Consider the following 26,950-nt stretch of genomic DNA (forward strand, 5'->3'; position numbering starts at 1 on the left):
CTCTACCGTTGATTATCGTCAATGTGAACAGCCCTGCGCGTACACACTCCTCAGGCGTGGCTGCGATCATCGTCAGCCTTTAGTAGTAGCTTTTTACTCTCCACCAGGCTCTCCTTGGCGAAATTGCCAAACCACTGGCCGATATGGAAGAATTCCTTGATAAAAGTGCCTTTGTCTCCCGCTTCCAGGGTTGCCAGGGCCTGATCGAAACGATCACGGAATCGCCTGAGCAGGGCAACACTGTCTTTATTATTAAAGATAATATCGGCATATAAATTGGGAGACTGGGCGAATAAACGCCCTACCATTGCCAGCTCCAATCGGTAGATGGGCGAACTGAATTGAATCAGCCTGTCCAGATCGGGATTCTCACCCGCCAGATGTGCACCATACACATAAGAGCAGAAGTGACGCATCACCTGAATAAAAGCCATGGCATCGTCATGCTGCTGCGCCGTACTTTCTTTTAAAATAGCGCCCCAACTGCGCATCTGCTCCAGCAACCATTCATAGCGTTCAGGGTAACGGCCATGACAAACCACAATCACTTGCTTTACCAGGCTCGATACATCTGCACCAAACATGGGATGCAGACCCAGCACTGGCCCTTTATGCACCTCCAGCATGGCCTGCAAGGGTGCGGACTTAATACTGGTAATATCCGCCAGTAAGCAGTCTGCCGGTAACATATTCAGTTTGCCGATAATATCTTCCGTCAGTTTCATCGGCACCGATACAAGCACCAGACCAGCCCCGGCAAACAGGCTCTGTGCATCAGGCCAGTCTTCCTGCTCAAGAATAGCGACGTCATAGCCACTCATTCTGAACATATCCACAAACACGCTCCCCAGTGCGCCTTTACCGCCTATCACTACCACTTTACCCAGTTCAGTCTGGCAACAACGGTATCGCTGGTGCTGTGTTTGGTACGACTCGCGCATAATGCGCCTGAGCAGATCCTCAACCAAAGCAGGTGACAATCCCAGTGCTTCGGCTTCGGCCCGGCGCTTGGCAATAAGATCGGCTTCACGGCTAGGTACATAAATGGGCAGCCCAATCTGACTTTTTACCTCACCCACCTGACGGGTGATGGAAAGGCGTTTAACCAGCAGCGCCACCAGTTGACTGTCCAGTTCGTCTATCTGTTGGCGCAGGGGCGCCAGGGGATCGGCCTGTTCGCTCATTGTCAGCTCGCTTGTTTCAGTTTTTTCAGACGCATAGGTAAAACCGTAATCAGCTTCTCCCTGGTCTGTTTCAGCAGCTTGTCGGTGCTTGGCCAGTCAATACAACCGTCAGTAATGGACAGGCCATATTCCAGCTCGGCAGGTTTTTTACCATTGCTGCTCTGGTTCCCGGCATGCAGATGACTTTCCAGCATAATACCGATAATAGACTGGTTACCTTCCAATATCTGGTTGGAAACATTGGCCGCCACCAAGGGCTGACGACGGTAATCCTTATTGGAGTTGGCATGACTGCAATCCACCACCAAACCGGCGCTTAAACCCGCAGCATTAAGCTGTTGTTCACACTCAGATACGCATACGGAATCGTAGTTAGGCTGTTTGCCACCGCGCAGAATAATGTGTCCGTCCGGGTTGCCCTGAGTTTGAATAATACTGACTTGCCCCTGCTTGTTAATGCCCATAAAGCTGTGCCCGGACGCTGCTGATTGCAATGCATTAATCGCAATATCCAGACTACCATCCGTGCCGTTTTTAAAGCCAACCGGCATAGACAAGCCACTGGCCATCTCACGGTGAGTCTGCGACTCAGACGTGCGGGCGCCGATAGCCGACCAGGCAAACAATTCAGCCAGATATTGCGGGCTGATAGGGTCCAGCGCCTCTGTGGCCACTGGTAGTTCCAGCTCAGACAACCAAATCAGCAACTCTCTGGCTTTACGCAGGCCAGCTTCAATATCAAAGGTGCCATCCAGATGCGGATCATTAATCAGGCCCTTCCAGCCCACCGTCGTACGGGGCTTTTCAAAATACACCCGCATCACTATGTACAGGGTGTCTTTGGTTTCTTCGTGAAGTTGCTTGAGTTTAAGGGCATATTCTTTGGCCGCTTCAATATCATGAATAGAGCATGGGCCGCATACCACCAACAGCCGATGATCACGACGATGAATAATATCGGCAATGGTGGCACGCGACTGAGCGATTCGCTCCAATGCACGACTGCTCACCGGCATTTCCCTGGCCAGGGCGTCCGGGGTAACGAGAACTTGCTCACCAGATACGTGAACGTTATGAATGGAATCTTTTAACATGGTGGTCATTACCTGTATTAATGTCTTTACAAATACGAAGAAAGTATGGCACGAAAATCGCGCCGAAACAGAAAAGATCAGCGGTATCGGGAGGTTTTAAAAAGCGGGTGTAACTTTATATTTACTTTCATGATATTTTTTAATTTAAACATAATTGACTTTTTACCATTTCATGAACTCACTATCAAGTCGCGATTGAGCAAGAAGTCCTATAAGTGGTTTCTGCATAACTTATGTTAATTTGTCACAATTTAACCTGAGCAAACAGCCTCGGCTTTCATCCTGCTGTCACATAGCAAGCTTAGCCTGCGCGCAACCCCCGGTTGCCCCAATGACCGGGCAAACAACAGCAGTGAGAGTCCCATGTTGAAAAAGCTTAGCCTGATTATTTCCTTGCCCGTTTTATTTGGCCTTTTGGTGCTGTTTGCACTGAATATGGCCTCGTTACACCAGACTCAGAAAATTATTCGCGGTTTTGAAAATATGGAACAAAACACCTTAGCTGCTGAGCGACAAACCTCGGTTGTGCTGGCGAATTTCAAAACTCAGGTGCAGGAATGGAAAAATGTATTGCTACGTGGCTACGATGCCAAAAGCCTGGATAAATACTGGGGCAGCTTCGTTAAACATGAAGGCCTGATCCAACAGCAACTGGACCTGCTTGAACAAAACTACCATTTGCCTGCTGATATCATTGACGACATAAAATCCTTCCGCACGGCTCATCAAACCATGGCCAGGCAATACCGGGAAGGCCTTGAGCAGTTTATTCAGGCAGACTTCGAACCTAAATTTGGCGATAAGGTTGTCAAGGGTATGGACAGAGAACCCGCTGCTCGTTTGGCGACGCTGGAAAAGAAAATTGCTGAACTGGCACGACAAGAACTCACCCAGCTTAAGGGCCACGCCAATGCGGTCATCCAGTCCATTTTGGTCCTCAGTTTACTTCTGACCATATCCACCATCTCCTTGGTTATGTACGTATTACGCCAGCAAGTGATACGCCCGACCAAATCCATCACAACCAGCGTGCGTGATTTGATGAATTGTAAATACGACTCAGTGATGAATTATCAAAGTCATCACGAGTTGGGTGAACTAGCCAATGCCACACGTCATATGCAGGATAAAATGCAAAGCACGGTAACCTTACTTAGCCAGGCACAACATGAGGTTAATCATTCATTTGATGCGTTGCAGGAAATCAGCAGCATTATCAACGAAGGGGCCAGGAGCCAGCAGAATGTTTCCCTGCAGCTGCAGCAAGGTATGGATAATCTCAATGGGATAGTCAATAAGCTGCAGAATGTCACTAATTTGGTCTCCAGCGCCACCCATCAGGCCAAGCAGAATGTAGACGCCTGCTTCAGAATTTTTGATAAAGCCAACAGTGGCTTTGAGCGTCTGGTGGTGGATACCGAGCAAACCAGCAAACTGATTGAAGATTTACAGAGCAAGAGCGCCAGCATCCACAAGGTGGTCCGGGTCATCAATGAAATTGCCGATCAGACCAACCTGCTGGCGCTGAATGCTGCCATTGAGGCCGCCAGAGCAGGTGAACATGGCCGGGGCTTTGCGGTTGTTGCCGATGAAGTTCGCACCCTGGCATCCAAAACTCAGAACTCAACCGCCGATATTCAGGCCATGCTCAGCAGCTTTCAGCAGGATTCCGGCCAGGCCGTTAATGCCATGCAACAAGGCAAAGAGCAATGTATCGCCAATGCCGATGAGGCCAAAGCGGCACTGGCTCGTCTGAATGAACTGGTAGAAGATGTGGCAGATATCAACTCGGTGGTTGCTGAACTGAATCAGGCCGCCGAAGCGCAGTCTACGGTGCTGCTACAGATGAATGCCTGCGCCAATCAGGTGGTGGAATCATCTCAGGAATACATTGCCCTGTCTGAGCGAACTGATGTGTCCAGTGCGGTTAAACAGGCTTCGCAAAACCTGCATAAAGTGGTGGACTCGCTGACCCGGCAACAAACACCGGCAAATAGTGCTCATTCGTTAAGCTCCAGCAATGGAGCCGGCCCTTCAGGTCAGTTTGCGATAGGCCTGAGTCAGTAACTGACAATATTGATGTTGGCCGCCTTTATCGGGATGATGCTGATGCATTAACCGGCGATATTGGCGGCGTATGGTTTCACTATCAGCCTGTTCATCCAGTTCCAGCACCGCCAGCGCTTCACGGCGCTCGTCGGCAGACAACTGCCCGGCCATACGTTGCCAGAATCCCTCCAGCAGTTGCGTCACGCCGCCACTGTCCGTTTCCTGCAAATTCTGCCAGTCCAGATAATAGCTGCACAGAGCATCATGCTCCGTTAGCTCTGCTGAGCCGGATGAATAAGGTAAGAGTTGAATACGCAGAGCGCTGATTTGCAAGTCGCCTTCACGGCGCGCGCGCAGTTGTTCACGAAGCTGATAGAGCTGATTAAACAGCAGGAAATGGGTTTGAAATAACACCAGATTATCTGACAAATCCAAATCGGCAGTAAAAACGCCCATTGCCGGTTCTTTTAACCTGTCAATCAGCGCATATTCACTTATGCCCTGTGGAGCCTGCTGCAACAAATTGTGCAGCAGGTCGGTAAGATCAGGGGACGGATTCAAACACAGTCCCCTTTAGTCTTTGCATCAACCGGCCGGATATACATAGCTGGCTTGTATACCCAAAGGTATGCCCATGCCTCAATAGATCAGCAAAAATGCCGTCCAAATCACCATAATACAGATAGAGAATGGCAACATCAGTGACAACACCGTACCAATCCCTGTGTATTTTACATAACGCTGACAATACACCACCACCAACGGGAAGTACGGCATCAGTGGTGTGATAATGTTAGAGGAGGAGTCCCCTACCCGGTATGCCGCCTGGGTAAGGTCCGGGGAAATCCCCAATTGCATCAGCATTGGCACAAAAATGGGGCCGAGCAGCGCCCACTTGGCCGACGATGAACCAACAAACAGATTGACAAACGCGGTCAGGAAAATCAGCCCGACAATCGTCACCATGGAAGGGAGTTGCAGGGTTTGTAATACTTGCGCGCCTTCAATGGCCAGCAATGCGCCCAGATTTGATTTACCAAATGCATCAATAAACAAGGCACAGAAAAACGCCATCACGATGTAATAGCTCATACTGCCCATGGACTTGCTCATAGCTCCGATGATGTCACGGCTGGATTTAAAAGTGCCTGCTACCAAGCCGTAAACCACACCAGGCAGAATAAACAACAGGAAAATCAGCGGCACAATACTGCGCATCACCGGGGCAGAAAAAGACGCCAGTTGTCCTTGTGGATCGCGAAGCGGTGAATCCACCGGCCATAAAATAGCGACCAATAAGCCAATCCCGGCCAGCATCACCAAGGTAGCAATGCGCAGGGCTTTGCGATCTTTATCGCTCAGGGCATCAAACTTGGGTATTTCTCTTGGATCACCATCCACCTGGGTGTCTTTAAGACGCGGCTCAATCACCTTATCCGTTAAAAACCAGCCAATGGCGATTATCAATAAGCTGGAAGCGCTGGTGAAATACCAGTTATTCAGCGGGTTTATCTGCATGCCTGGATCGATAATCTGTGCGGCACTTTGGGTAAAACTTTGCAGTAATGGATCAATGGCTGATGGCACAAAGTTGGCAGCAAAGCCACCACTAACGCCGGCAAACGCGGCAGCAATACCAGCCAGCGGATGACGGCCCATGGCGTAGAAAATTACCCCGGCCAACGGAATAACCAGCACGTAGCCAGCGTCAGTGGCGGTATGGCTGACAATGGCCACCAGAATAATAGATGGTGTCAGCAGAAACTTCGGTGTTGAGTCCAGCATGCGTTTAAGACCGGCATTAATAAAGCCGGAATGTTCCGCCACCCCAATTCCCAGCATAGACACCAGCACCACGCCAAGCGGCGCAAAGGTGGTAAAAATGGTGACCATACGCGACATAAAGTCGGCCAGGCTGGCACCGGTAAGCAAGTTGTTGACGACTATCGTCTGACCGGTTCGGGGATCGAGGGCATCAAAGCTGACATTGGCCAACAGTGCCGACAATACCCAGACGATGACCAGGCTGATAAGAAAAATGACGGCAGGATCGGGAAGCTTATTCCCTACCTTTTCTATTTTGTCCAGCGCCCGGCTGGTCCAGTTTGCTTGGGCTGTCATCAGGTTACTCCGTTATTGTTGTTATGGGTACGATTCCGTATTCCAAAGGAATACGGCAAAGTGTGCCACACTGAAGCGCGCTGGCAAATCAGACAAGGCAGAATCCTGCTTATTCGCAGTAAATTTGCCCAGTTCAGCATAAAATCCAGGGGTGTTAACCGTAGCGTTCCCCGATAATTGCCCCTAAACTGTAATAAAAACAACAATAAGGGGCCCAGGTTGAGGAAACCGGCCAACGCTGCACTAATAGGGTTTATCTTATGCTGGCTATTGTCTGGCATAAGCACCGCAAACGCCCAAGCGGCAAAATCCACTCACGGCGTACCTGAAACTTTACGTTATTGTGTTGATCCTGACTGGATGCCCTATGAAGCACTGCGCGAAGGCCTGCATAGTGGCATGTCATCTGAATATCTGACACTGGTCGCCCAGCAGCTTGGCATCAAGATGGAACTGGTGCCTACCAATAGCTGGCAGCAGACGTTACAAAAGCTCAGGGACGGCGATTGTGAACTGTCTCCTATGCTCAACCGTTCCCAGCAGCGTGACCAGTATCTGGCCTTTAGTCAGGTCTATTTTTATGCTCCTAATGTGTTGGTCGCCAGAAAAGACCAACCATTTTTACAAAACTTTGAACACGTAGGCAGACGGGTCCTGGCCGTTCCTGGCGGATATCGGTTACAGGAATACCTGAATATTTATTACCCAAGTATAGAGACCTTGAATGTCGCCAGTGAGCGTGATGGTTTGCAGGCAGTAGCAGACGGCCAGGCAGATCTGTTTGTTGGCTCGTTATATTCCATTAATGCCTATATCCAGCAGGATGCCCTGGCAGACCTGAAAATTGCCGGCTGGGGGGGCCCGCAGGATGAATTGCGCATTGGGGTGATTCACAAGTATGCCTATCTGCTGCCAGAGATTAATCAGGCCTTATCAACTGTTACTGAAAGACAACATCTGGACATTCAAAACAGATGGAATAACTTGCGGATTGTGGAAAACAGCAACGTTCGATTAGCCTGGCAAATCGGCCTGGTGACCCTGACGGCGATTTTATTGTTGGTCGCATGGAATCTGTGGATCCGCCGTTATAATCTGAAGCTGGCAGAACAGAACCGGCAACTGGTCAAATTGCGCCATGAACTGGAAGCATCCAACAAAGAACTGCAGTTTTTGTCTGACCATGATCCATTAACCAAGTTACACAATCGGCATTTCTTCAACCATTGTATTGATCAGGACAACCGCGACCCCACGCAACAACAAAGCAGCCTGATTCTGCTGGATATCGATCATTTCAAAGCGGTCAACGATGGCTATGGTCATCAGGTGGGTGATCAGATCCTTCAGGAGCTTGCGCAGATATTGCGCCAATGTGTGCGTGAACATGATCTGGCTGCTCGTTGGGGCGGAGAGGAATTTGTGATTCTGTGTCACAATGCTGATATTGAGGACGCCGTTGCCCTGGCCAGGCGCATAGCCGACAAGGTAGAAGAAACCAGCTTTAGCCGCAATCTTGCAATCAGTTGCAGCTTTGGTATCGCCGAGGTCCGGCAGCATGAACCCATGCAACATTGTTTTGAACGTGCCGATAAAGCCCTTTATGAAGCTAAATCGCTGGGCCGCAATCGAATCAGTATCAGTAAAGGAGACACCAGTGACAATATGGGTTGATGCCGATGCCTGCCCGGTGGTGATAAAAGAGATTATTTTCCGGGCCGCAGAGCGCACAAGCACTCCGACATTACTGGTGGCTAATCAACCAATACGCACCCCTCCATCCAAAGTGATTCGTGCCATACAGGTGCCGAGCGGTTTTGATGTAGCAGACAATGAAATTGTCAGACAAGTAGAAAAAGGCGATTTGGTTGTCACCGCAGATATTCCCCTGGCTGCCGAGGTTATGGCCAAAGGCGCAGAAGCGATTAACCCCAGAGGTGAGGTCTACAGTCGAGACACTATCCGCCAGCGCCTGAATATGCGTGACTTTATGGATACCCTGCGTACCAGTGGTGTTCAAACCGGTGGCCCGCCGCCACTGGGCCCCAGGGAAAAACAAGCCTTTGCCAATGGTCTGGATAGCTATCTGGCCAGACAAAGGTAAACAGCAATGTTAGGCATGTAGCACCGAGCTATTAGCGACGTGCAGAATATTCAACTGCTCGTCATCCTGCGGAGGCTCAAAAAATGACGAGACATGGGCAAAAACCTGCGCATTGTCAAAATGAGCGCGCTGGGGTTGTTCCAGCCGACGTTTAGCTAGTTGCGACAAGCATTGCTCATCAGTCAGGTCGAGAAAGATAAGCTGATGAGCACAGTTAACTTCTGCACACAGTGTTTTGAACCAGGCTCGCTGTGCCTTGGTATTCGCAGGAAAATCCATCACCACATGGACGCCGCTAAGTAAAATCTGTTGCACATGCCCCTTAACAAAGGGTTTGATGGTTTTTGACAACGCCAGGTACTCATCAAAGGTCTGGATCTGACCGGGATAATGTGCCGCCAGCCATTCGTCTTCTGAAATACGTACTGCGTTATAGTCCGCAGCCAATAGTGTTGAGCGGGTGGATTTCCCAGCCCCCATTTTGCCGCAAAAGAAAAATAACCTCCCAGGTTGCTGCATACTTCCTCCTCAACACGGGTTAGTCTGATAAACCGCCTTCAGACAAAAACAAACAGTATGCAAATAATCAACCACAGAGAACACAGTATTGTTTAATAAATGATGACTCCGCGTGTCTTTCTCTGAGCCTTCAGCGTCTTTGCGAGAGGTTATTTGTATCAGTCGGAGGCCAGTTCGAGCTTTTCGTATAGTGCGTGATCATTCTGAACTTTCAACCACGAAAGTCACTGAATAAGACAAAACCCACATCACTCTATCGGGATAAAATGATCCGAACAACAAATGATTGGAATCCAAAAGCCAGAACAAGCTGATGTGATGCTGAGAAGTCTTAAGACCCATATAGTCGGCCGGAAATGCTATAGTACCGGCGATTCAAAACACGGATAACAACCATGCATAAAATACAGATTGCCACTTTTCTGAGTCTGGCCCTTTGTTCGACCGGCCAGGCCGAGACGCAAATTTCTGCCGCTCCGGCGGTGTCCATAGCCAGTCAGGACACCTTCTTTAACAGTCTTAAAGCCTTATGCGGCAAAGCCTTTGCAGGCAAAATCAGTGTGGATAATCAAGGGCCAGGCAGTATGGCCAACAAGCCCCTGACCATGCATGTTCGTAAATGTAGCGAGACAGAATTGCAGATCCCTTTTCATGTGGGTGACGATGCCTCCCGTACCTGGATAATCAGAAAAACCGGCTCAGGTTTGTCCCTTAAACATGACCATCGTCGTCAAGATGGCACCCATGATGTATCCACTATGTACGGCGGCCATACCATCGATGCTGGCTGGCCACAGGTACAAGCGTTTCCTGCCGATCAGTATTCCAAGGAGTTGTTTGTCAGCCTGGGCATTCCACAATCCATTGGCAATACCTGGCAAATGTATATCTATCCGGAATTTTTTACTTACCGCCTGGTGCGTGAAGGCCGGGAATTCAGGGTCGACTTTGATCTCACCCAGGAAATCCCTGCCCCGGCAGCTCCCTGGGGCTATTAGGATTAAGGTCTAAAAAATTCACCGCGGAGGCGCAGAGATCACAGAGCTTTCATAACCTGAATATGTTGCTCTGCGAACTTTTCTCCTTGTGATATGCGACTGTGCGATGAACGTTCTTGTCTCTTTGCCGTGCTTTGTGGCGCATAAAACACTGAAATTAACTGAGCACAAAAGCTTCAAGTTCGGCCAGTTCCTGCTGCCAGCCTTGCACATTCATTTGCTGCTGTTTCAGGGTCAGGAAACCTGATTCTTTTAGCTTTAACAGTGTGCCATTTTCTGACGTTTGCAGCCACCATTCCACCAAGGTGGATTGCTTCTCATCAAAAGGCACATCCTGCTCGGCCATCCAGCGCCAGGCGAAGTAAACGGGGGCATCCACCTGTTCAACGCGCATGGCATAGCGCCCCTCACAAATTTCCGGCGGCCACTCAAACCAGCCTTCGCTGCCAACCTGCAACTGGAACTCTGCCTTTGAGCCAAACCAGTTAGCCACTTGCGCCGGATCGCTAATGGCTGCCCAGACCCGCTCAATGGGGGCGTTGAGAGTAAATTCCCGGTTAATGCTGTCAATCCTGCTCATGTTCTTCTCCCAGGTAAGTGTTAAGGCGGGACAATCTGTCGTCCCACTGCACGGCGAATGGCTGCAACCATAAGGCCACTTGTTCCATGGGCCTGGGGTTGAGCTGATGAATACGTTCCTTGCCGCTGAACTCAGCGCTGACTAATTTAGCCTTAATCAACACATTCAGATGCTTGGTCACTGCCTGACGGCTGATATTCAGCCCCTCACCGAGCTGTTTAATCGACAAAGCCCCACGCTGCCAGAGTGCTTCTATCAATTGGCGACGAATGGGATCTGAAAGGGCTGTGAAAATATCCATACGATGACTTTATGCAACCAATTGGTTGCATGTCAAATCTGATTTGCAAAATAGATTTAAAGGGAAGGCACAAAGTAAAAAGCCCGGCGAGTGCCGGGCTTTTTCAGTAAGGTATGTCAACGGAAGATTAATCTTAGTTAAGCTTTTCTTTGATACGTGCAGACTTGCCGCTACGCTCGCGCAGATAGTACAGCTTGGCGCGACGTACCGCACCGCGGCGCTTAACTTCGATAGAAGCTACAGCCGGGCTGTGAGTCTGGAATACACGCTCAACGCCTTCACCGCTGGAGATCTTACGTACGGTAAATGCAGAGTGCAGACCACGGTTACGCTTGGCGATAACTACACCTTCGTAAGCCTGAAGACGCTCTTTATCGCCTTCCTTAACGCGTACCTGAACAACCACAGTGTCACCTGGGCCGAACGCAGGAACGTCTTTTTTCAACTGTTCTTCTTCAATACGCTTGATGATATCTTGATTGATTTTGCTCATCATAACCTCTCATCCTGGATTAACTGTCATCATGCTGCAAAAGCGTTTGCTGCTGGGCAAATTCATCTTGGAACTGCCTCAATAATCGCTTTTGCTCCTCAGTCAGAGCCAGGTCGTTTAACAATTCAGGGCGTCGTTGCCAGGTTCTCCCCAGCGACTGTTTTAACCGCCACTGCCTGATTTTTTCGTGGTTACCAGACAATAAAATGTCTGGCACCAGGCGACCGTCGAGATTTTCAGGACGGGTATAGTGCGGACAATCCAACAGGCCTTCATTAAAGGAGTCCTGCTCAGCGGATTGTTCATGTCCCAGCACGCCGGGCACAAATCGCGCTATCGCGTCCATCAACACCATGGCCGGGAGTTCCCCGCCACTGAGTACGTAGTCACCGATTGACCATTCTTCGTCAATTTCGGCTGCTATGACCCGCTCGTCGATGCCTTCGTAGCGGCCAGCAACCAGAATCAGGTTTTCCGTTTCGGAAAGCCGTCTCACTCCTTGCTGGTCCAGCTTGTTACCCTGAGGTGATAAATAAATCACTTTAGGGTTTTCCCCTGCAGCCTGTTTGGCCGCATGGATGGCGTCAGTCAGCGGCTGCACCATCATCAGCATACCAGGGCCACCGCCATAAGGTCGGTCGTCCACAGTACGGTGCTTGTCATGGGTAAAGTCTCTCGGATTGAAACACTCGACCTGTAACAAGCCGGACTTGACCGCCCGACCAAATACACCCTGTTGGGTGAAATTGTCGAACATGTCAGGGAACAAACTGACCACACAAAACTTGCGGGTCATCAGAAATCCGGTTCCCAATCCACTGTGATGATTTTGGCCGCCTGATCCACCTGTTTAACCACCTGGTCAACAAGGTATGGGATCATGCGTTCTTTTTGTCCAAAGGCGTCATTAATATTGGCTTTAACCACGAGCACGTCGTTAGAGCCGGTTTCGAACAATTCCCTGACGGTCCCCAGGTTGTAACCTTTCTCGGTCACGACCTGCATGCCCACCAGATCACGCCAGTAAAAATCACCTTCTTCCAATTCAGGAAGCAGCTCAGCCGAAATCACAATTTCCAGATTTTTCAGTCTGTCGACCGCATCTCTGTCTTCGACCCCAACCAGCTTGGCAATCAAACCTTTGTTATGTTCACGCCATTGGTCAACCTTCAGTTCCTTCAAACCGCCTTCTGACTTTAAAAGCCAGGGCGCATAAGTGAAGATATCTTCCGGTTGTTCGGTATAAGAGGTGATCTTGACCCAACCTTTTACACCATAAGGTGCACCGATTTTGCCTACCACCAGAGTTTCAGACGCGTCACTCATTCCTATACCTCAGCAGACAGGCTTAAGCCGCTGCTTTTTTTGCATCTTTAACCAAGCGAGCAACGCGGTCAGACAGGCTTGCACCTACACCAACCCAATGCTCAACACGGTCCAGATCGATACGCAGTTTCTCTTCCTGACCTTGAGCAGTCGGGTTGAAAAAGCCGATGTTTTCGATGAAACGACCATCGCGCGCACGGCGGCTGTCAGCCACCACGACCTGATAAAATGGAGCTTTTTTAGCGCCACCACGCTGTAAACGAATAGTAACCATAGTTGCCTCTAAACTCGTTAAGCGTTGACATTACCTTACTTGCCCTTGCAATCCAGACATAGATGCCAGGTTGAAGGGCCGCGGTATTGTACGGATTTTGCCTGTGAATGCAAGGTTTAATAAGGATTGAATACCGAATAAGCGCGGATTTGGGTTGCCTGTCGCTAAGTACGGAAATTAGGTTGCCGTTTCCAATTTTTTCGCATTTTATTAAGCCATAGAGCGAAATCTGATTGTCGGGGTGGTATATGGCAAATAAAGAGGCATTAAACAAGCTGCAGGCAGCCATTGATCATGCGGCCAGCTATCAGGAGTTTCTGGAAGCCAGCCTGGAACATGATCGCCTGTCAGGCGCCGACGATTGGAAACATGAGGATAAATCCAACGATTACGATTTTCGCCTGATCCGTAAGCGTGTCGAGCGAATGAAAACAGCCAAAGCCAATAACGATGCAGCCGGTCTGATGTTCATTTTGCATGAGGGTATTCATGGCAACCTGGCCAATATTTCTAATCCGGAACTGGCCAATTACAGTAAAGTGGGCACAAAAGTACTGATCCAGGAATTTCTCGACGAAGTCTGCTCTGCCCTGGAATTTATTTATAACGCCGACGAAGCGGATATTGATTTTCACGAGAAGCTGTCGTTCTTTGAGGAAACCACCCACGCCTATGGACAAAGTTGTCTGATGCTAAGTGGCGGTGCAGGACTGGGCTTTTTTCACTGCGGCGTCGTACGTTCACTGCTAGACCATGACTTGCTGCCGCCGGTGATTTCCGGCGCCAGCGCCGGTTCTATTGTGGCGGCCTTAGTGGCAACCCGTAAGGATGAACAGTTGCTGGATATGCTGACCCCCGAGGCGATCTTTTCCCGTTTCCACAAATGGAGCATCTGGCAAGGACCGGGCCGCGGCAGTTGGTTAGACAGCACCAATCTGGAAAATGCCCTGATTGAACTATTTGATCTGCTGACGTTTGAAGATGCCTACAATCTTACCGGTCGCCACGTGACGATTACCGTATCACCCGCCGATTTGCATCAGTATTCGCGCCTGCTCAACGCCAAAACGTCTCCCAATGCCATCATCACTCAGGCCGTGCGCGCATCCTGCGCCATTCCCCTGGTGTTCGCCCCAGTACAGTTAAAGGCCCGCAACCAGGCTGGCGACATTGTGCCCTACATTCCCAGCCGACGTTTTGCTGATGGCTCTTTAATGGCCGATATGCCCTTTTCCCGACTTGCACGTTTGTATGGGGTCAACCACAGTATTGTCAGTCAAACCAATCCACTGGCCGTGCCCTTCTTGTCCCGACGCAAACAGCACAGTCGTGGTCTGCTGGCGTTAACCAAGCGTCATTTAACCGGTCTGGCCAAGAGCAATAGTATTTATGCCTTTGATATTCTGGAAAATCTGGTACCTGGCAAAGCCGCAAAGCTGGGCATCCATAAGCTGCGCTCTATCATTGATCAGCAGTATGTTGGGGATATCAACATACTGCCCGAACAGAAGCTGGCCAGTTTTAAGTATCTGCTTGCCAATCCCAGTGAGCAAAGTATCAGTGAACTGATTCACAGTGGTGAACGGGCAACCTGGCCGCAGTTGGATATGATTCGGCGCAGTACCCAAATCAGCAAAAGTTTCCGTCACTACCTGAAGTTACTGAAACTTCGTGAAGCCAGAATTCTCAGCAACCTGCCTGCGCCATCCAACCAACGTAGTGTGGCTGGTTAACAAAATCTGGCCCCCATGCACAAGGTACAAAATGTAACCTTAAGAGGATTTTCATCAACAGTGGCAGCTGTTACCCTCCTGTTTCGATTATCGGCAGGACAGGTGGATGCGGGATACGCAAAACGGAACTCAAGGGGCTGCAGTTGTTCAGGCGCATATTCAAACCATCTATAGACAGCAATCCCGACGTGTCCTGGCAACGTTGATCCGCTTGCTGGGAGATTTTACCCTGGCCGAGGAAGCCCTACAGGAGGCTTTTGGTGCCGCGCTGCAACAATGGCCCACCGAGGGCATACCTGATAATCCCCGCGCCTGGCTGGTATCCGCCGGTCGTTTTAAAGCCATAGATCAACTGCGCCGTCAGCAACGCTTTAACCAATTGCAAGACGAACTGGCCGAAGATTCACTTACGGCCCACGCCCCTGATTACGATAGTCAGCCAGATATTGAAGACGACAGGCTCAGGCTGATCTTCACTTGTTGTCACCCGGCGCTGGCCATTGAAGCGCAGTTGGCGCTGACCTTACGGGAAATTTGCGACCTGACCACCGAAGAGATCGCCCGTGCTTTTCTGATATCCCCTGTCACACTGGCTCAGCGTATTGTGCGCGCTAAAAACAAAATCCGCGATGCAGGTATTCCGTATGAAATCCCAGAGCAACAACAGTTGCCACAGCGACTGGAATCAGTGCTGCATGTTATCTATCTGGTATTTAATGAAGGGTACTCAGCCACTGCCGGCGATGATTTAATCCGACAGGAACTCTGTAATGAGGCCATCAGACTGGGACATTTGCTCAGAGAGTTATTGCCGGACGCAGAGGTCAGTGGTCTGTTGGCCCTGATGTTACTGCAGGATGCCAGACGTGCGACCCGCTATTCAGAGCAGGGGGAAATAGTACAACTGGAGTTTCAGGACAGAAGACAGTGGGATTTTCACCAGATTCGGCAAGGGTTGGTATTAGTCCAGGAAGCCATGACCGGTGAAGAAATAGGTAGTTTTACCTTGCAAGCCGCCATTGCCGCCCAACACGCCATGGCCAGACAGTTTGCCGACACCGACTGGAAGCGTATTGTACAACTTTATGAACTGCTGCTGCAGGCCTCTCCCAGTCCGGTAGTAGAGCTTAACCGGGCCGCCGCCATTGCTATGCGTGACGGTCCGCAGGCTGGACTCAAGCAGATGCAGGGCTTACAGGATAAACTGGCCGGCTATCATCTTTACCACGCCGCCATGGCCGATCTGTACCGACGACTGAATTGCCATGAACAGGCCCGCATTTGCTATCAACAAGCACTGGCGTTAACTAAACAAGGGCCGGAACAGCGCTTTTTGCACAAACGATTGTCGGAATTAAATGTATAGCCATGTCGATCTGGTTGTCGACCATACGACTAACACTGGAATATCACATAAAGGATCTGAACATGGTAAAGCCTCAGAAAGAACGCTCTCCACTACCTCAACCAGAACAAAACACCCCGGTAAAAACTGCCACTTTTCGCCGAAAAATACTGATTTAAGGAACCCGCAATGAAATACGTATGCCTTGTTTATTACGATGAAAAAATTATCCGCGATATGAGTGAGCAGCAATGGCTGGATCTGAATAAAGAATGCATTGCCTTTGGTGAGCAAGTACGGGGTTCAGGCCATTGTATCGGTGGTAATGCCCTGCAAATGACCGATACCGCCAGTACCGTTAGGATCAGGGCCGGGCAGTTACAGTTATCAGACGGCCCTTTTGCCGAAACCAAAGAACAGTTGGCCGGGTTTTACCTGATGGAGGCCAAAGACTTAAATGAAGCCATCCAATTGGCCGGACGTATCCCACCGGCCCGCTTGGGTAGCATAGAAATCCGCCCGGTTCGCGAACTGCCCAAGTAACCCCAGTTAAGAGCTGCTTTTGCTCGCGGTATTACTGGTACTGCGTCTGGTGCGGGGGCCATTGGTTGACGATGGCTTCGCTTTGGTTTCAGTCGTTGCTGTTTTCGCACCACTCGCTGTAGCAGTGGATGAGCTTGCTGCGTCTTTGCTGTCGCTTTTCGCCTCTGCAGCATTTTCCTGCGGCTTTGCTTCGGCCTTGGTCGTCTGCGCATCATTTGGGCTGGCCTGCTGTTCCTGGGCTTTTAAACCAGCATCTACTACGCTTTGCAATTCCTTCAATACGCTGTCTAAACGTGCCATGGCATCTGACAATGCATCTTGGCCCGGCGCCAGGGTATTCTTAAATACCTGCATACGTTGGCGTAACCAGGCTGGCGTTTGCCAGCGCGAACGCAAATCCTGCTCCACTTTTTCACCACGGCTTATCAGTTGATCCACCAAATCGGTCGAACCTTCTACCAGTTTGTCCAGTTTTTCACCGCTGAACTCACGGCTCTGACCATAAACACCGACCCCGGCCAACCAGGCCTTACGTCCGGGTTGTTCAGTTTTCTTGCTACGATTCATCAGTTTCTCCTTATCCGCGTGCCAACATGCGGTACATAACGGCCTGTTACACAAACCCTTTAAGCAGCCCAAAGTACTGCTATCAAAGCGTGAAAAGCCCGGCGATGCCGGGCTTATTTATCAGGACTTCGCTTGCTTATCAGCCAGCTTGGCAACCGCTGCCGTCAAGGCATCAATTTTGGCAGACAGTTCTTCCACCTTCTGCTCCATATCCGGCTTGTCCAAACCCAACTTCTTGCGTACTTCAGCAACGCGGGCTTCAACATTGGTTTTTTCCTTGATCTTGTCCTTAGTTTCGGACTCGATCTTGGTGCCTTTTTCAACCAGGTCGTCAAATACTTTGGACGCTTCGGCATTCAGCTTTTCATAACGGCCTTGTACTTCGTCCAGGCTCTTACCGTAGGCGCCCAGACCAGCCAACCAGATTTTGCGGGCAAAATCTTCGGCTTCATTCACTTTACTCTTGATATTCTCTAATTTGCTCATGATTGGACTCCTTAGCTGTATCCACGTTGCTAAGATTACGGAAGGAATTTAGAAACCGCATACTAAACCAGCAATTTACCTCACGATTTTTTGCTTACATTTCTAACCACATGAAAAATATCTGATTATTTTTCAAACAAGCCAACCATCTTTTTTCTGCACCGATGACACGCTTAGCCCTCATCAAGCTTGGTACAACGCAGTGCCACAACCCCAAATTCCACCATTTAATAGTTGTAACATTGTATTTCCGTGTTGGAACCCTATATAGACTTAGGCCTCAAAGAGCATCATCCTGTTGCGCTTTCACGCTCTATGCGCAGAGGCAGCCTTTATATACTGAACATACTGTTGCAGGATGACATAAAGGCACAACGCAACAATTAGCAAATGACGGAAGTACAATGGCAGCCGAACAATTCAAACAACTGCAAGCCTATTTAGACTCCCAGGTGTTAGGGCAGTCCACCTTGACCAGGAATATTCTGATTGCCCTTTTAGCTGATGGCCACCTATTAGTGGAAGGCCCGCCCGGGCTTGCCAAGACGCGTGCCGTAAACGCCCTGGCAAAAGGCATTGAAGGGGACTTTCATCGGGTACAATTTACCCCGGATCTGCTACCGGCCGATTTAACCGGTACGGATATTTACCGTCCGGAAGACGGCAGTTTTGTTTTCCAACGTGGTCCGCTGTTCCACAATCTGGTATTGGCGGATGAAATTAACCGCGCGCCCGCCAAGGTGCAGTCCGCCCTGCTGGAAGCCATGGCGGAACGCCAAATCACAGTGGGGAATAAAACCTATCAATTGCCTGAACTGTTTCTGGTCATGGCCACACAGAACCCGATTGAGCAGGAAGGCACCTACCCACTGCCGGAAGCACAGCTCGACCGCTTTTTGATGCATTTGGAAATTGATTACCCGGGTGCAGATACTGAGCTGGCCATTTTACGCCTGACCCGCGATGAAGCACTACACCAAGCCAAGGTCAGTGCCCCAAGCCTGACGCAGCAGGATATCTTTTCCGCCCGTGAAGCAGTATTGAAAATTCATCTGGCCGAATCATTGGAACAATATCTGGTGCAACTGATTATGGCCACGCGCAAGCCTGCAGCTCTGGACAGCGCATTAGCTGGCTGGATCGAGTTTGGTGCCAGTCCACGTGCCACTATAGCCCTGGACCGCTGCGCCCGAGCCCACGCCTGGCTGCAAGGGCGCGAGTTTGTCGGCCCGGATGACATTCAGGCAGTATTCCACAATGTGTTACGCCACCGTTTGCTGCTGTCTTACGACGCCGAGGCAGAAGGTATCGATAGCAATCAGGTGTTAGCCAGGATCCTGGAACTGGTACCCGTACCCTGAGTCGAGTGAGGGAGCAGCAAGTGGTCAGCACACAATCGCAACCCTTGCAGGATGTAGCGCATTGGTTGACACAACACCACAGCGACGGCATTAATCTGTCGATTCGTGAGTTATTGTATTACCAAAGCAAAACCAGCCTGCTGGATTTGTCACCCCGAAAAACCATTCAGGCCAAACTGGCCGGGACCTATTTGGCCAAGACCAAAGGCCGGGGGATGGAATTTGATGAAGCCCGGCATTATCAGCCAGGCGATGATATTCGCGCCATTGACTGGCGGGTTACGGCCAGAACCGGTAAAACCCACACCAAGTTGTACCGGGAAGAAAAAGAGCGACCTATCTTCATTCTTACTGACTTGTCAGCCAGTATGCATTTTGGTACCCGTTTTTTATTTAAGTCAGTCCAGGCAGCCCATCTGACAGCACTGATTGCCTGGTCTGCCCGCAAGCGCGGTGACAGAATTGGCGGCCTGCTTTATAACCAGGATCAGCATCTTGAATACAAACCGTTAACCCGACAAAAAGCCGTACTGTCCTTGTTAAGCGGCTTAATGCAGCTACATCAACCAAACCAGCAGCGGCCGCAACAACTGAGTTTCAGTGACGCTTGCGCCAGATTGCGCAGGCTGGCCCGTCCCGGTAGTCTGATATTCCTGATCAGCGACTTCAGCCAACTCAATGATACTGCCAGGCAACATCTGCATCGCCTCGGCCAACATTGTGAACTGATGGCTTACCCGATAAGCGATCCCTTTGAACACAGTTTGCCATCGGTGAAAGTGCCACAACTGGTGAGTGTGACCGACGGCAACGAGCAACGCACCTTGCTGCTTGGAGAAAAGCAGACTGCTAAGCAATACCAGCAAAGACATCAGCAGCAAACAGAGGCCATGGTGCATCTGCTGAAACAATGCCGTTGTCAGGTATTACCAGTGTCCAGTGCTATGCCACTGGAACAGCAGTTGGCGAACAGACGATGAAGAACAATCCCCTGAGTGAACTTAAAGATATCCATCTGCCCGATCCTGTCAGTGCCTGGCCACCGGCTTATGGCTGGTGGTTACTGGCAATTGTTGCAGTGGCTTTGTTGATTGGCTTGATACTGGTATACATACGGGCCAGACACAAACGCCTGGCCGTGCGTCAGGCGCTTGACGAATTAAACCGGTTGGATTTATCACAAGCTGACTGGCCAGCCGGGCTCAATGCCCTGCTCAAACGTCTGACTCTAAGCTACCTGCCCAGAGAGAGCAGCGCGGCCTTGCACCAGCAGCAGTGGCTGAATTTGCTGACCAGCTTATTACCGACCAAGCATCGTGCGACATTTGCAAAGGGCTATCAACCGCTGCTGGATGGTCTTTATCGTCCAAACCCGTCGCTGGATGATGCCGAATCTTATCGCCGTTTGACCCGGTTTTGGATTAAGCATGCCCTGCCCCCTAGCAAACGCCGTTTGAAGGAGGCCAGTGATGTTTGAATTTGCCTGGCTCTGGGCTCTACTGGCCTTGCCGTTACCTCTGATTTTCCGCTTATTACCCGAACGCCATCAGGGCCATAGCGCGGCACTAAAAGTACCGAGAGTGGATGCGGGTTTCGTTGGCACCAACAAACAAGCCACCAGCAACAGATTGAGAATTTTCGCAGCAATATTGGCCTGGATATGCCTGGTATTGGCGGCGGCCCGCCCGCAATGGTTGGGTGAGCCGGTTAATGTGCCTGCCGAGGGCCGAGATTTAATGATTGCGGTTGACTTATCCGGCTCGATGAAAGTGGAAGATATGCAGGTCAATGGCCGGGCCGTGGACCGCCTGGTAATGATTAAACATGTGTTAGGTGACTTTATCCAGCGCCGCGTCGGGGATCGACTTGGCCTGATTCTGTTTGCCGATACGGCCTATCTGCAAGCACCTCTGACTTATGACCGCGAGACCGTACACCAGTTGCTGGATGAGGCCGTTATCGGCCTGGTGGGCGAACAAACGGCGATTGGCGATGCGGTCGGACTGGCGGTAAAACGCTTTGAGGCACGTAAAGAATCCAACCGGGTGTTGATCCTGTTGACCGATGGTCAGAATACAGCGGGCAACATTACCCCAAAACAAGCTAACGATTTGGCCATTCAGCACGACGTCACTGTCTATACCATCGGCGTTGGTGCCGACAGTATGCTGGTGCAAAGTTTTTTTGGCACCCGTCAGGTCAATCCGTCACAGGAGCTGGATGAAAAAATGCTCACTCAACTGGCTCAAAGTACCGGCGGGCAATATTTTCGCGCCCGCGATACCCAGGGCCTGGAAGCCATTTACAGCAAATTGGATGAGTTGGAACCTATTGCCCGCGAAAGTCGTCAGATGCGCCCGCAAACTGCGTTGTATTTCTATCCTTTAAGTGTTGCTTTGTTGCTATCCGTGTTGCTCTGTCTGATTCCGGTTACGCGCTGGCTGACAGCGAGTTTAAGGAGACCAGCATAATGGACTTCAGTCAGTTTCATTTTCTGCGCCCTGGCTGGTTACTGGCACTGCTGCCGCTTGTAGCACTGTTGATATCATTGCGATATCTGGGTCGACACCAGTCTGGCTGGCAAGGCGTGCTGGCTGGCCATTTATATCGTCATCTGGTGACGGATTCCGCCAACGCAGGCCAGCGCCCGCCGCTGAGGCTGCTGGCATTGGGATGGCTGCTGGCCGTTATCGCCCTGGCCGGGCCGAGCTGGGAAAGGCTGCCGCAACCGGTCTTTCAGTTACATACAGGCAAGGTGGTAGTGATGGACATGTCGTTGTCTATGCGCGCCACTGATATCAGCCCGGATCGTCTGACCCGGGCCAGATACAAAGCCATTGATCTGGTGAACGCTATTGCCGAGGGGGAAACAGGATTAGTCGCCTATGCTGGCGAAGCCTTTATGATTAGTCCCTTGAGTTCGGATGCACAGAACCTCACTACCCTGATCCCCAGTTTGTCGCCGGAAATTATGCCGGTGGCTGGCAGTGAGCCCAGTGACGGACTGCGCTTAGCCGTTGAGCTACTGCAAAATGCGGGGTATCAGCAAGGGGAAATATTCTGGATCACCGATGGAGTGGAACCCAGTCAGGTTGCGCCTATTAGTCATATTATTGCGCAAAGCCCCTACCGCTTATCTATTCTGGCCGTTGGCACCAACCAGGGCGCGCCGATAAAACTAACCAATGGTGAATTGCTGAAACAAGCAGATGGCAGCATTGTGATCCCAAGACTGGACGAGGCCAATCTGCAGTTATTGGCTGAAAAAGGTCAGGGCCGTTATGTCAGTTTGCAGGCCAATGACACTGATATAGATTACCTGACCAGTCAGGCTTTGCTGTCCCGTGACACCAATGAAGACGAACAACAGCAGGCTGGCGATCAATGGGCTGAAGAAGGGCCCTATTTATTATTGCTATTGCTGCCTGTGGCTGCATATGCGTTTCGCCGCGGTATTCTGAGCGTGGCACTGGCAGCACTACTGATCAGTCCTCTAATCAGTCGGCCGGTTCAGGCAAGCTGGTGGGATGATATGTGGCAACGCGGCGATCAGCAGGGCCAGCAAGCCTTTAATAACAAGGATTTTGAACAAGCCGCAAAAGTCTTTGACGATCCAATGTGGCGTGGTGCCAGCCATTACAAGCAAGGAGGTTTTGACGCCGCTTTACAGGCATTCTCGGAACTGGATAGCGTGGAGGCCATGTATAATGCTGGCAATGCCCTGGCCCAATTGGGTGAACTGGATAAAGCCATCGCAGCATACGATAAAGTGCTTGAGGCACAGCCTGATCACGCCGACGCCAAGGCAAATAAGGCCTTACTTGAGCAAATGAAACAGCAGCAGAAGCAGCAACAGCCGCCGTCATCAAACAGTCAGCCGCAAGACAAGCAAGATCAACAACAGGATGAGCAGCAGGACCAACAGCAACAAGATCAGCAGAATGGTCAGCAACAGTCATCTGAACAGGATCAGCAGCAAGGTGAAAGCCAGCAACAGCAAGACCAGCCATCGCCAGAAGATCAACAGGATCAACAAGCATCTGAACAACAGCAATCTGAGCAACAGGATCAACAACAGCAGGAACAGGATCAACAAGCTCAGGCTCAGGAAGCGCCACTGACCGATGAAGAGCGAGAGGAACAGCAACGTCTGCAGAATTTGCTGCGCAAAGTACCGGACGATCCTGCTTATCTGCTGAAAAGAAAAATGTTGCTGGAAAACCAGCAACGCCGCCGTCATACCCTGCCTAACCGCGTTCAAAGGAATTGGTGATGCAATCGACCTTTTTCAAATATGCTCATTACATTTCACTGTCTTTGCTGATTAGTCTGGCAATGACTCCGTTGGCCTATGCCGATGTTACCGAAGTATTAGCCTCGGTAGACAAAAATCCGGCCATGGTGGACGAAGGTATAGTACTGGAAGTAACCGCTAATGACTCGGTGGACAGTGACAGATTCGATCCATCTGCGCTGCTGAAAGACTTCGTGGTTGGGCGTACCTCCGTCAGCACGCAAACCCAGATTGTCAATTTTGATATGACCCGCACGACCAAATGGACCACCCAGTTGATTCCCCGTCAACCCGGCCGCTTTCAGATCCCGGCGTTTGAAATTGACGGTGTACGCAGCCAGCCCATCACGTTAATGGTACTGCCAGCCAGTGCTGCGACCCGCGGACAGGCCAGGGATATCTACATCGAAACCAAAGCCGATCTGGAGCAGGTGTATCTGCAGCAGCAGATCCACTATAGCGTCAAGCTGTATCTGGCCCGGGACCTGCAGCGTGGCAGTCTGGCTGCGCCTAAACTCCAGGGGGCTGATATTCGTCAGATTGGCAAAGACAAAGAATACAATGAAATTGCCAATGGTCAGCGCTACCGGGTAATTGAGCGCCGTTTTGCCATTATTCCCCAGACCAGCGGCACTTTCACTATCGAAGGTCCTCTGTTTGATGGTGAAGTGATTGAACGTAACAGTCAGTCTTTTGGCTTTTTCAACCAGACCAAAACCATTAGCCGGGTCGGCCCTTCCATTGATATCGAGGTGTTGCCTATTCCCGCAGCTTACCCCTATCACTGGCTTCCCAGCGAATATGTTGAAGTGCATGAGGAATGGCAAGGCACCAATAATGAGTACCGGGTAGGAGAACCTATTACCCGCACTGTAACGCTGACCGCGCTGGGTGTGGTGGAAGAACAATTACCGGCCATGGAAACTCAGTATCCAGCAGGCATAAAAACCTACCCGGACCAGGCCAACAGCACCACGGTAGAAAAAGATGACACCCTGGTTGCCCAGCGGGTGGAATCGGTGGCGATTATTCCTGCCCATACAGGAGAACTGACCTTACCGGAAATACGAGTGCCCTGGTTTAATATCGTTACCCGCCAAACCGAATTCGCCACCCTGCCGAGCAAAACCATTCAGGTATTGCCGGCTGCGCCTGGCACCACTGGCTTGGCGCCACCTCCACAAGCCATCACTCCCGTCCCACTGGCCAGCGACGAAGAATCTCAGGCTGAAGACCAAGTGCAGATGGTTAAAAAGGATGTCCCGCAATGGTGGTCTGTCAGCAGTACTGTACTGTTGGTCTTGTGGCTGTTGACCCTGTTACTGTGGTGGTGGCAAAGTCGCACTAAGGTGTCCGTTAACCACACAGTTCCGGACACTGACGGTGAACAGGCGACCTGGCAAGCCCTGTTACAGGCAATCAAAGCCGCAGACGGTCAACAGACACTGCAGCTTCTGCCTCGCTGGCTGGATCGATTAACCGGCCATTCGGCCAATCTGGTGCAGCACCGTCATCGTCTGAACAACCAGGAATTAGATGCAGCTGTCGAACAGTTACTGGCCAGCCGCTATGCACAAACAGGCGCGAGTTGGAGCAGTGAGCAATTGAAAGCTATTCTGACCGCTATTCGCAAGGAGCATAAGATGCGCAGACAAAGACCAGGCACTGGCCTGGTGAGCCTGCAGATCACCTGATATAACCATAATTACACTAGGAGATGCTCATGCAACCTCACAGACTCTTCAAGGCCAGCCTGATTGCGCTGGCTATCAGTGCCTGCAGTCCTGCACAGCCCCCACAACAAACAGATATTGAAACAGAACAGGCAGTGCAAACAGAGTCCCAGCGACTGGCTGAATTTTTCCAGCAAAGCTATGACGAGGATTTAAGTCGTTCCCCCATGACGCAAAGTTACCGGGGGTTAAAGTGGGATTATGACAAATGGGATGACGTATCAGAGCAAGCGGCCGAACAAAGTGCAGCCATCAGACAAAAGCGACTGGCGACCGCCGCGCAGTTTGATCAAAGCAAGCTCAGTGAACAGGAAAAGCTCAGCCTTGCTTTGTACAAAGTGGATTTGGAACGGCGAGTGGCCAATGATCAGTTCCGGCATCATAGCTATATCATGGATCAATTCAGCGCCTGGCATACACAAGTGCCCAGTTTTCTGATCAATATACACAGCATTGGCGATAGTGCTGACGCCCAGGCCTATATTGCCAGGCTAAAAGGTATCAAGCCTCTGTTTGAACAGGTTGTCGAACAACTTAAAATCCGTGAGAAACTTGGTGTGTTTCCACCTAAATGGTCTTACGAGCAGATGCTGGTAGCCTCACAAAACGTCATCAGCGGTGCTCCCTTTGATAGCAGTGACGTGGCATCAACCCTATGGGAAGACTTTAACAACAAAGTGGCCAAGCTCGAACTGCCTGCGCAGGAAAAACAGGCATTGCTGGACAACGCCAGGGCAGCACTTATTGAGCAGGTTAAGCCGGCATACGAAGCACTTATACAAGAGCTCAGCCATCAGCGGGATTTATCTCCCGAAGGGGACGGAGTATGGCGCTTACCGGACGGCGATAAGTGGTACGCCAATCGCCTGGCCTGGTTCACGACCACAGACCTGAATGCTGAGCAGATTCACCAGTTGGGTCTGGACAATGTTGCCCGTATTCACCAGCAAATGCGTCAGATAATGCAGAAAGTGGGCTTTGCAGGCAGTTTGCAGGACTTTTTTGCCTTTATGCGTAACGATGCACAATTCTATTACCCTAATACCGATGAGGGACGGGAGCAGTATCTCAGCGAAGCCAAAGCCCTGATTGACACAATGCGTATGCAACTACCTAGCTACTTCGGTTTGTTGCCTAAAGCAGACATGATTGTAAAACGAGTAGAAGCGTTCAGGGAAAAATCTGCCGGCAAAGCCTTCTATCAAAGTCCGGCCAATGACGGTACCCGCCCGGGCATCTATTACGCCAATTTATACAATATGGCCGATATGCCAATTTATCAGATGGAAGCCCTAGCCTATCACGAAGGTATTCCTGGCCACCATATGCAACGGGCCATTACCCAGGAACTCGATGGTATCCCGGAGTTTCAGAAATATGCATCTTTTACCGCCTATACTGAAGGTTGGGGCCTTTACACCGAGGAACTGGCAAAGGATATGGGCTTCTATCAGGATCCTTACTCCGACTTTGGCCGTTTGGCCATGGAACTATGGCGAGCCTGCCGGCTGGTTGTGGATACGGGGATACATAGCAAAAAATGGAGCCGCGAACAGGCAATACAATACCTGCTGGACAATACCCCGAATTCACAAGGCGACTCGACTAAGGCTATAGAGCGTTATATTGCCATGCCCGGCCAGGCGACAGCGTATATGGTCGGTAAGTTGAAAATTATGGAGCTGCGCCAATACGCCATGGATGAACTGGGTGAGCAGTTTGACTTCAGAGGCTTCCATGATGAGGTGCTCAGACATGGTCCGTTGCCACTGAACTTGCTGCAAAGCAAAATCCAGCAATGGGTGGTAGGGCAAAAGAGCCTGAACTGAGACCAGAAAAGTCCGG

27 protein-coding genes are annotated in these 26,950 nt (G+C 50.6%); 14 read left to right on the top strand and 13 right to left on the bottom strand.

What is annotated here, in order from left to right; translation table 11 throughout:
• Positions 1-50: 50 nt before the first annotated feature.
• A complete protein-coding gene (tyrA, locus tag ABD028_RS07690; RefSeq protein WP_343843727.1) occupies positions 51-1,184 on the bottom strand; it encodes a bifunctional chorismate mutase/prephenate dehydrogenase in 1,134 nt (377 codons plus the stop codon).
• A 2-nt stretch (positions 1,185-1,186) separates the two neighbouring features.
• Positions 1,187-2,278: a 3-deoxy-7-phosphoheptulonate synthase gene (locus tag ABD028_RS07695; RefSeq protein WP_102796283.1), complete on the bottom strand. Its 1,092-nt coding sequence runs from the start codon at positions 2,276-2,278 to the stop codon at positions 1,187-1,189.
• 363 nt (positions 2,279-2,641) lie between these two features.
• On the opposite strand from ABD028_RS07695, the gene ABD028_RS07700 reads away from it, so the two are divergent.
• On the top strand, positions 2,642-4,345 hold the full coding sequence (locus ABD028_RS07700) for a methyl-accepting chemotaxis protein (protein ID WP_343843731.1): 1,704 nt from the start codon (positions 2,642-2,644) through the stop codon (positions 4,343-4,345).
• Here the strand turns inward: ABD028_RS07700 and ABD028_RS07705 are convergent.
• Both ABD028_RS07705 and ABD028_RS07710 read right to left on the bottom strand, forming a co-directional pair.
• Positions 4,313-4,888 carry a DNA-J related domain-containing protein gene (locus ABD028_RS07705; protein WP_343843733.1) on the bottom strand — a complete coding sequence of 192 codons (576 nt, stop codon included), beginning with the start codon at positions 4,886-4,888 and terminating at the stop codon, positions 4,313-4,315. The genes ABD028_RS07700 and ABD028_RS07705 overlap by 33 nt on opposite strands.
• 78 nt (positions 4,889-4,966) lie before the next feature.
• Positions 4,967-6,448, bottom strand: coding sequence for an AbgT family transporter (locus tag ABD028_RS07710; protein ID WP_343843736.1), 1,482 nt, complete (start codon positions 6,446-6,448; stop codon positions 4,967-4,969).
• 270 nt (positions 6,449-6,718) lie between these two features.
• Here ABD028_RS07710 and ABD028_RS07715 point away from each other — a divergent pair, with 270 nt between their 5' ends.
• Together ABD028_RS07715 and ABD028_RS07720 are read left to right on the top strand one after the other, a co-directional pair.
• Positions 6,719-8,122, top strand: a complete 1,404-nt coding sequence (locus ABD028_RS07715) for a diguanylate cyclase (RefSeq protein WP_343843739.1) — start codon at positions 6,719-6,721, stop codon at positions 8,120-8,122.
• Positions 8,106-8,552 carry a YaiI/YqxD family protein gene (locus ABD028_RS07720; RefSeq protein ID WP_102796068.1) on the top strand — a complete coding sequence of 149 codons (447 nt, stop codon included), beginning with the start codon at positions 8,106-8,108 and terminating at the stop codon, positions 8,550-8,552. The genes ABD028_RS07715 and ABD028_RS07720 overlap by 17 nt, the downstream gene beginning before the upstream one ends.
• Before the next feature lie 9 nt (positions 8,553-8,561).
• On the opposite strand, the gene ABD028_RS07725 is transcribed toward ABD028_RS07720, so the two are convergent.
• Positions 8,562-9,071: a P-loop nucleotide/nucleoside kinase family protein gene (locus tag ABD028_RS07725; protein ID WP_343843743.1), complete on the bottom strand. Its 510-nt coding sequence runs from the start codon at positions 9,069-9,071 to the stop codon at positions 8,562-8,564.
• Between the two features lie 395 nt (positions 9,072-9,466).
• On the opposite strand from ABD028_RS07725, the gene ABD028_RS07730 reads away from it, so the two are divergent.
• Positions 9,467-10,069 carry a hypothetical protein gene (locus ABD028_RS07730; RefSeq protein ID WP_343843746.1) on the top strand — a complete coding sequence of 201 codons (603 nt, stop codon included), beginning with the start codon at positions 9,467-9,469 and terminating at the stop codon, positions 10,067-10,069.
• A 157-nt stretch (positions 10,070-10,226) separates the two neighbouring features.
• Here the strand turns inward: ABD028_RS07730 and ABD028_RS07735 are convergent, their stop codons facing one another.
• From ABD028_RS07735 to rpsP, 6 genes are all read right to left on the bottom strand, one after another.
• Complete coding sequence (locus ABD028_RS07735) at positions 10,227-10,649, bottom strand: SRPBCC domain-containing protein (RefSeq protein WP_343843749.1); 423 nt, start codon at positions 10,647-10,649, stop codon at positions 10,227-10,229.
• Positions 10,636-10,950 (bottom strand): ArsR/SmtB family transcription factor, encoded by a 315-nt coding sequence (locus ABD028_RS07740; protein ID WP_343843752.1) that lies wholly within the window; start codon positions 10,948-10,950, stop codon positions 10,636-10,638. Before ABD028_RS07740 ends, ABD028_RS07735 begins: the two co-directional genes overlap by 14 nt.
• Before the next feature lie 133 nt (positions 10,951-11,083).
• Positions 11,084-11,443 carry a 50S ribosomal protein L19 gene (gene rplS, locus ABD028_RS07745; protein WP_102796281.1) on the bottom strand — a complete coding sequence of 120 codons (360 nt, stop codon included), beginning with the start codon at positions 11,441-11,443 and terminating at the stop codon, positions 11,084-11,086.
• 19 nt (positions 11,444-11,462) lie between these two features.
• The gene (trmD, locus tag ABD028_RS07750; protein WP_343843756.1) at positions 11,463-12,239 is read right to left on the bottom strand and encodes a tRNA (guanosine(37)-N1)-methyltransferase TrmD; all 777 of its coding nucleotides are present in this window, start codon (positions 12,237-12,239) and stop codon (positions 11,463-11,465) included.
• Entirely contained in the window at positions 12,239-12,769 is a 531-nt protein-coding gene (rimM, locus tag ABD028_RS07755) for a ribosome maturation factor RimM (RefSeq protein WP_102796063.1), read from the bottom strand. Before rimM ends, trmD begins: the two co-directional genes overlap by 1 nt.
• 22 nt (positions 12,770-12,791) lie before the next feature.
• Entirely contained in the window at positions 12,792-13,043 is a 252-nt protein-coding gene (gene rpsP / locus ABD028_RS07760; protein WP_102796062.1) for a 30S ribosomal protein S16, read from the bottom strand.
• 248 nt (positions 13,044-13,291) lie between these two features.
• On the opposite strand from rpsP, the gene ABD028_RS07765 reads away from it, so the two are divergent.
• From ABD028_RS07765 to ABD028_RS07775, 3 genes are all read left to right on the top strand, one after another.
• Positions 13,292-14,776 carry a DUF3336 domain-containing protein gene (locus tag ABD028_RS07765; RefSeq protein ID WP_343843762.1) on the top strand — a complete coding sequence of 495 codons (1,485 nt, stop codon included), beginning with the start codon at positions 13,292-13,294 and terminating at the stop codon, positions 14,774-14,776.
• 106 nt (positions 14,777-14,882) lie between these two features.
• The gene (locus ABD028_RS07770; protein ID WP_343843765.1) at positions 14,883-16,142 is read left to right on the top strand and encodes an RNA polymerase sigma factor; all 1,260 of its coding nucleotides are present in this window, start codon (positions 14,883-14,885) and stop codon (positions 16,140-16,142) included.
• Positions 16,143-16,310: 168 nt separating this feature from the next.
• Positions 16,311-16,664 (top strand): YciI family protein, encoded by a 354-nt coding sequence (locus tag ABD028_RS07775; protein ID WP_343843767.1) that lies wholly within the window; start codon positions 16,311-16,313, stop codon positions 16,662-16,664.
• Between the two features lie 6 nt (positions 16,665-16,670).
• Here ABD028_RS07775 and ABD028_RS07780 read toward each other — a convergent pair whose 3' ends face one another.
• The gene (locus ABD028_RS07780; protein ID WP_343843770.1) at positions 16,671-17,231 is read right to left on the bottom strand and encodes a hypothetical protein; all 561 of its coding nucleotides are present in this window, start codon (positions 17,229-17,231) and stop codon (positions 16,671-16,673) included.
• Between the two features lie 120 nt (positions 17,232-17,351).
• Entirely contained in the window at positions 17,352-17,717 is a 366-nt protein-coding gene (locus ABD028_RS07785; protein WP_102796057.1) for a phasin family protein, read from the bottom strand.
• A 404-nt stretch (positions 17,718-18,121) separates the two neighbouring features.
• On the opposite strand from ABD028_RS07785, the gene ABD028_RS07790 reads away from it, so the two are divergent.
• The 7 genes from ABD028_RS07790 to ABD028_RS07820 are packed head-to-tail and all read left to right on the top strand — an operon-like array spanning position 18,122 to position 26,934.
• Positions 18,122-19,078: an AAA family ATPase gene (locus tag ABD028_RS07790; protein WP_343843774.1), complete on the top strand. Its 957-nt coding sequence runs from the start codon at positions 18,122-18,124 to the stop codon at positions 19,076-19,078.
• A 44-nt stretch (positions 19,079-19,122) separates the two neighbouring features.
• Positions 19,123-20,058 (top strand): DUF58 domain-containing protein, encoded by a 936-nt coding sequence (locus ABD028_RS07795; protein ID WP_343844075.1) that lies wholly within the window; start codon positions 19,123-19,125, stop codon positions 20,056-20,058.
• Complete coding sequence (locus ABD028_RS07800) at positions 20,055-20,555, top strand: DUF4381 domain-containing protein (protein ID WP_343843776.1); 501 nt, start codon at positions 20,055-20,057, stop codon at positions 20,553-20,555. The genes ABD028_RS07795 and ABD028_RS07800 overlap by 4 nt, the downstream gene beginning before the upstream one ends.
• The gene (locus ABD028_RS07805) at positions 20,548-21,549 is read left to right on the top strand and encodes a vWA domain-containing protein (protein WP_102796054.1); all 1,002 of its coding nucleotides are present in this window, start codon (positions 20,548-20,550) and stop codon (positions 21,547-21,549) included. The genes ABD028_RS07800 and ABD028_RS07805 overlap by 8 nt, the downstream gene beginning before the upstream one ends.
• Positions 21,549-23,351 (top strand): vWA domain-containing protein, encoded by a 1,803-nt coding sequence (locus ABD028_RS07810; protein WP_343843780.1) that lies wholly within the window; start codon positions 21,549-21,551, stop codon positions 23,349-23,351. The genes ABD028_RS07805 and ABD028_RS07810 overlap by 1 nt, the downstream gene beginning before the upstream one ends.
• Positions 23,351-25,066 (top strand): BatD family protein, encoded by a 1,716-nt coding sequence (locus tag ABD028_RS07815; protein ID WP_343843781.1) that lies wholly within the window; start codon positions 23,351-23,353, stop codon positions 25,064-25,066. The genes ABD028_RS07810 and ABD028_RS07815 overlap by 1 nt, the downstream gene beginning before the upstream one ends.
• A gap of 29 nt (positions 25,067-25,095) precedes the next feature.
• Positions 25,096-26,934 carry a DUF885 domain-containing protein gene (locus tag ABD028_RS07820; RefSeq protein ID WP_343843784.1) on the top strand — a complete coding sequence of 613 codons (1,839 nt, stop codon included), beginning with the start codon at positions 25,096-25,098 and terminating at the stop codon, positions 26,932-26,934.
• The last annotated feature ends 16 nt before the right edge of the window (positions 26,935-26,950 follow it).

The sequence above is a fragment of the Bowmanella denitrificans genome, assembly GCF_039522935.1.
Lineage (GTDB): Bacteria > Pseudomonadota > Gammaproteobacteria > Enterobacterales > Alteromonadaceae > Bowmanella > Bowmanella denitrificans.

Bases quoted from the DNA above. Each gene is read 5' to 3' on its own strand.
- ABD028_RS07735 (WP_343843749.1), bottom strand. From the start codon at position 10,649: ATGAGCAGGATTGACAGCATTAACCGGGAATTTACTCTCAACGCCCCC.
- rimM (WP_102796063.1), bottom strand. From the start codon at position 12,769: ATGAGTGACGCGTCTGAAACTCTGGTGGTAGGCAAAATCGGTGCACCT.
- ABD028_RS07730 (WP_343843746.1), top strand. From the start codon at position 9,467: ATGCATAAAATACAGATTGCCACTTTTCTGAGTCTGGCCCTTTGTTCG.
- ABD028_RS07820 (WP_343843784.1), top strand. From the start codon at position 25,096: ATGCAACCTCACAGACTCTTCAAGGCCAGCCTGATTGCGCTGGCTATC.
- rpsP (WP_102796062.1), bottom strand. From the start codon at position 13,043: ATGGTTACTATTCGTTTACAGCGTGGTGGCGCTAAAAAAGCTCCATTT.
- ABD028_RS07740 (WP_343843752.1), bottom strand. From the start codon at position 10,950: ATGGATATTTTCACAGCCCTTTCAGATCCCATTCGTCGCCAATTGATA.
- rplS (WP_102796281.1), bottom strand. From the start codon at position 11,443: ATGAGCAAAATCAATCAAGATATCATCAAGCGTATTGAAGAAGAACAG.
- ABD028_RS07775 (WP_343843767.1), top strand. From the start codon at position 16,311: ATGAAATACGTATGCCTTGTTTATTACGATGAAAAAATTATCCGCGAT.
- ABD028_RS07780 (WP_343843770.1), bottom strand. From the start codon at position 17,231: ATGAATCGTAGCAAGAAAACTGAACAACCCGGACGTAAGGCCTGGTTG.
- tyrA (WP_343843727.1), bottom strand. From the start codon at position 1,184: ATGAGCGAACAGGCCGATCCCCTGGCGCCCCTGCGCCAACAGATAGAC.
- ABD028_RS07695 (WP_102796283.1), bottom strand. From the start codon at position 2,278: ATGTTAAAAGATTCCATTCATAACGTTCACGTATCTGGTGAGCAAGTT.
- ABD028_RS07725 (WP_343843743.1), bottom strand. From the start codon at position 9,071: ATGCAGCAACCTGGGAGGTTATTTTTCTTTTGCGGCAAAATGGGGGCT.
- ABD028_RS07800 (WP_343843776.1), top strand. From the start codon at position 20,055: ATGAAGAACAATCCCCTGAGTGAACTTAAAGATATCCATCTGCCCGAT.
- ABD028_RS07765 (WP_343843762.1), top strand. From the start codon at position 13,292: ATGGCAAATAAAGAGGCATTAAACAAGCTGCAGGCAGCCATTGATCAT.
- ABD028_RS07700 (WP_343843731.1), top strand. From the start codon at position 2,642: ATGTTGAAAAAGCTTAGCCTGATTATTTCCTTGCCCGTTTTATTTGGC.
- ABD028_RS07805 (WP_102796054.1), top strand. From the start codon at position 20,548: ATGTTTGAATTTGCCTGGCTCTGGGCTCTACTGGCCTTGCCGTTACCT.
- ABD028_RS07815 (WP_343843781.1), top strand. From the start codon at position 23,351: ATGCAATCGACCTTTTTCAAATATGCTCATTACATTTCACTGTCTTTG.
- ABD028_RS07785 (WP_102796057.1), bottom strand. From the start codon at position 17,717: ATGAGCAAATTAGAGAATATCAAGAGTAAAGTGAATGAAGCCGAAGAT.
- ABD028_RS07710 (WP_343843736.1), bottom strand. From the start codon at position 6,448: ATGACAGCCCAAGCAAACTGGACCAGCCGGGCGCTGGACAAAATAGAA.
- ABD028_RS07810 (WP_343843780.1), top strand. From the start codon at position 21,549: ATGGACTTCAGTCAGTTTCATTTTCTGCGCCCTGGCTGGTTACTGGCA.
- ABD028_RS07770 (WP_343843765.1), top strand. From the start codon at position 14,883: ATGCGGGATACGCAAAACGGAACTCAAGGGGCTGCAGTTGTTCAGGCG.
- trmD (WP_343843756.1), bottom strand. From the start codon at position 12,239: ATGACCCGCAAGTTTTGTGTGGTCAGTTTGTTCCCTGACATGTTCGAC.
- ABD028_RS07790 (WP_343843774.1), top strand. From the start codon at position 18,122: ATGGCAGCCGAACAATTCAAACAACTGCAAGCCTATTTAGACTCCCAG.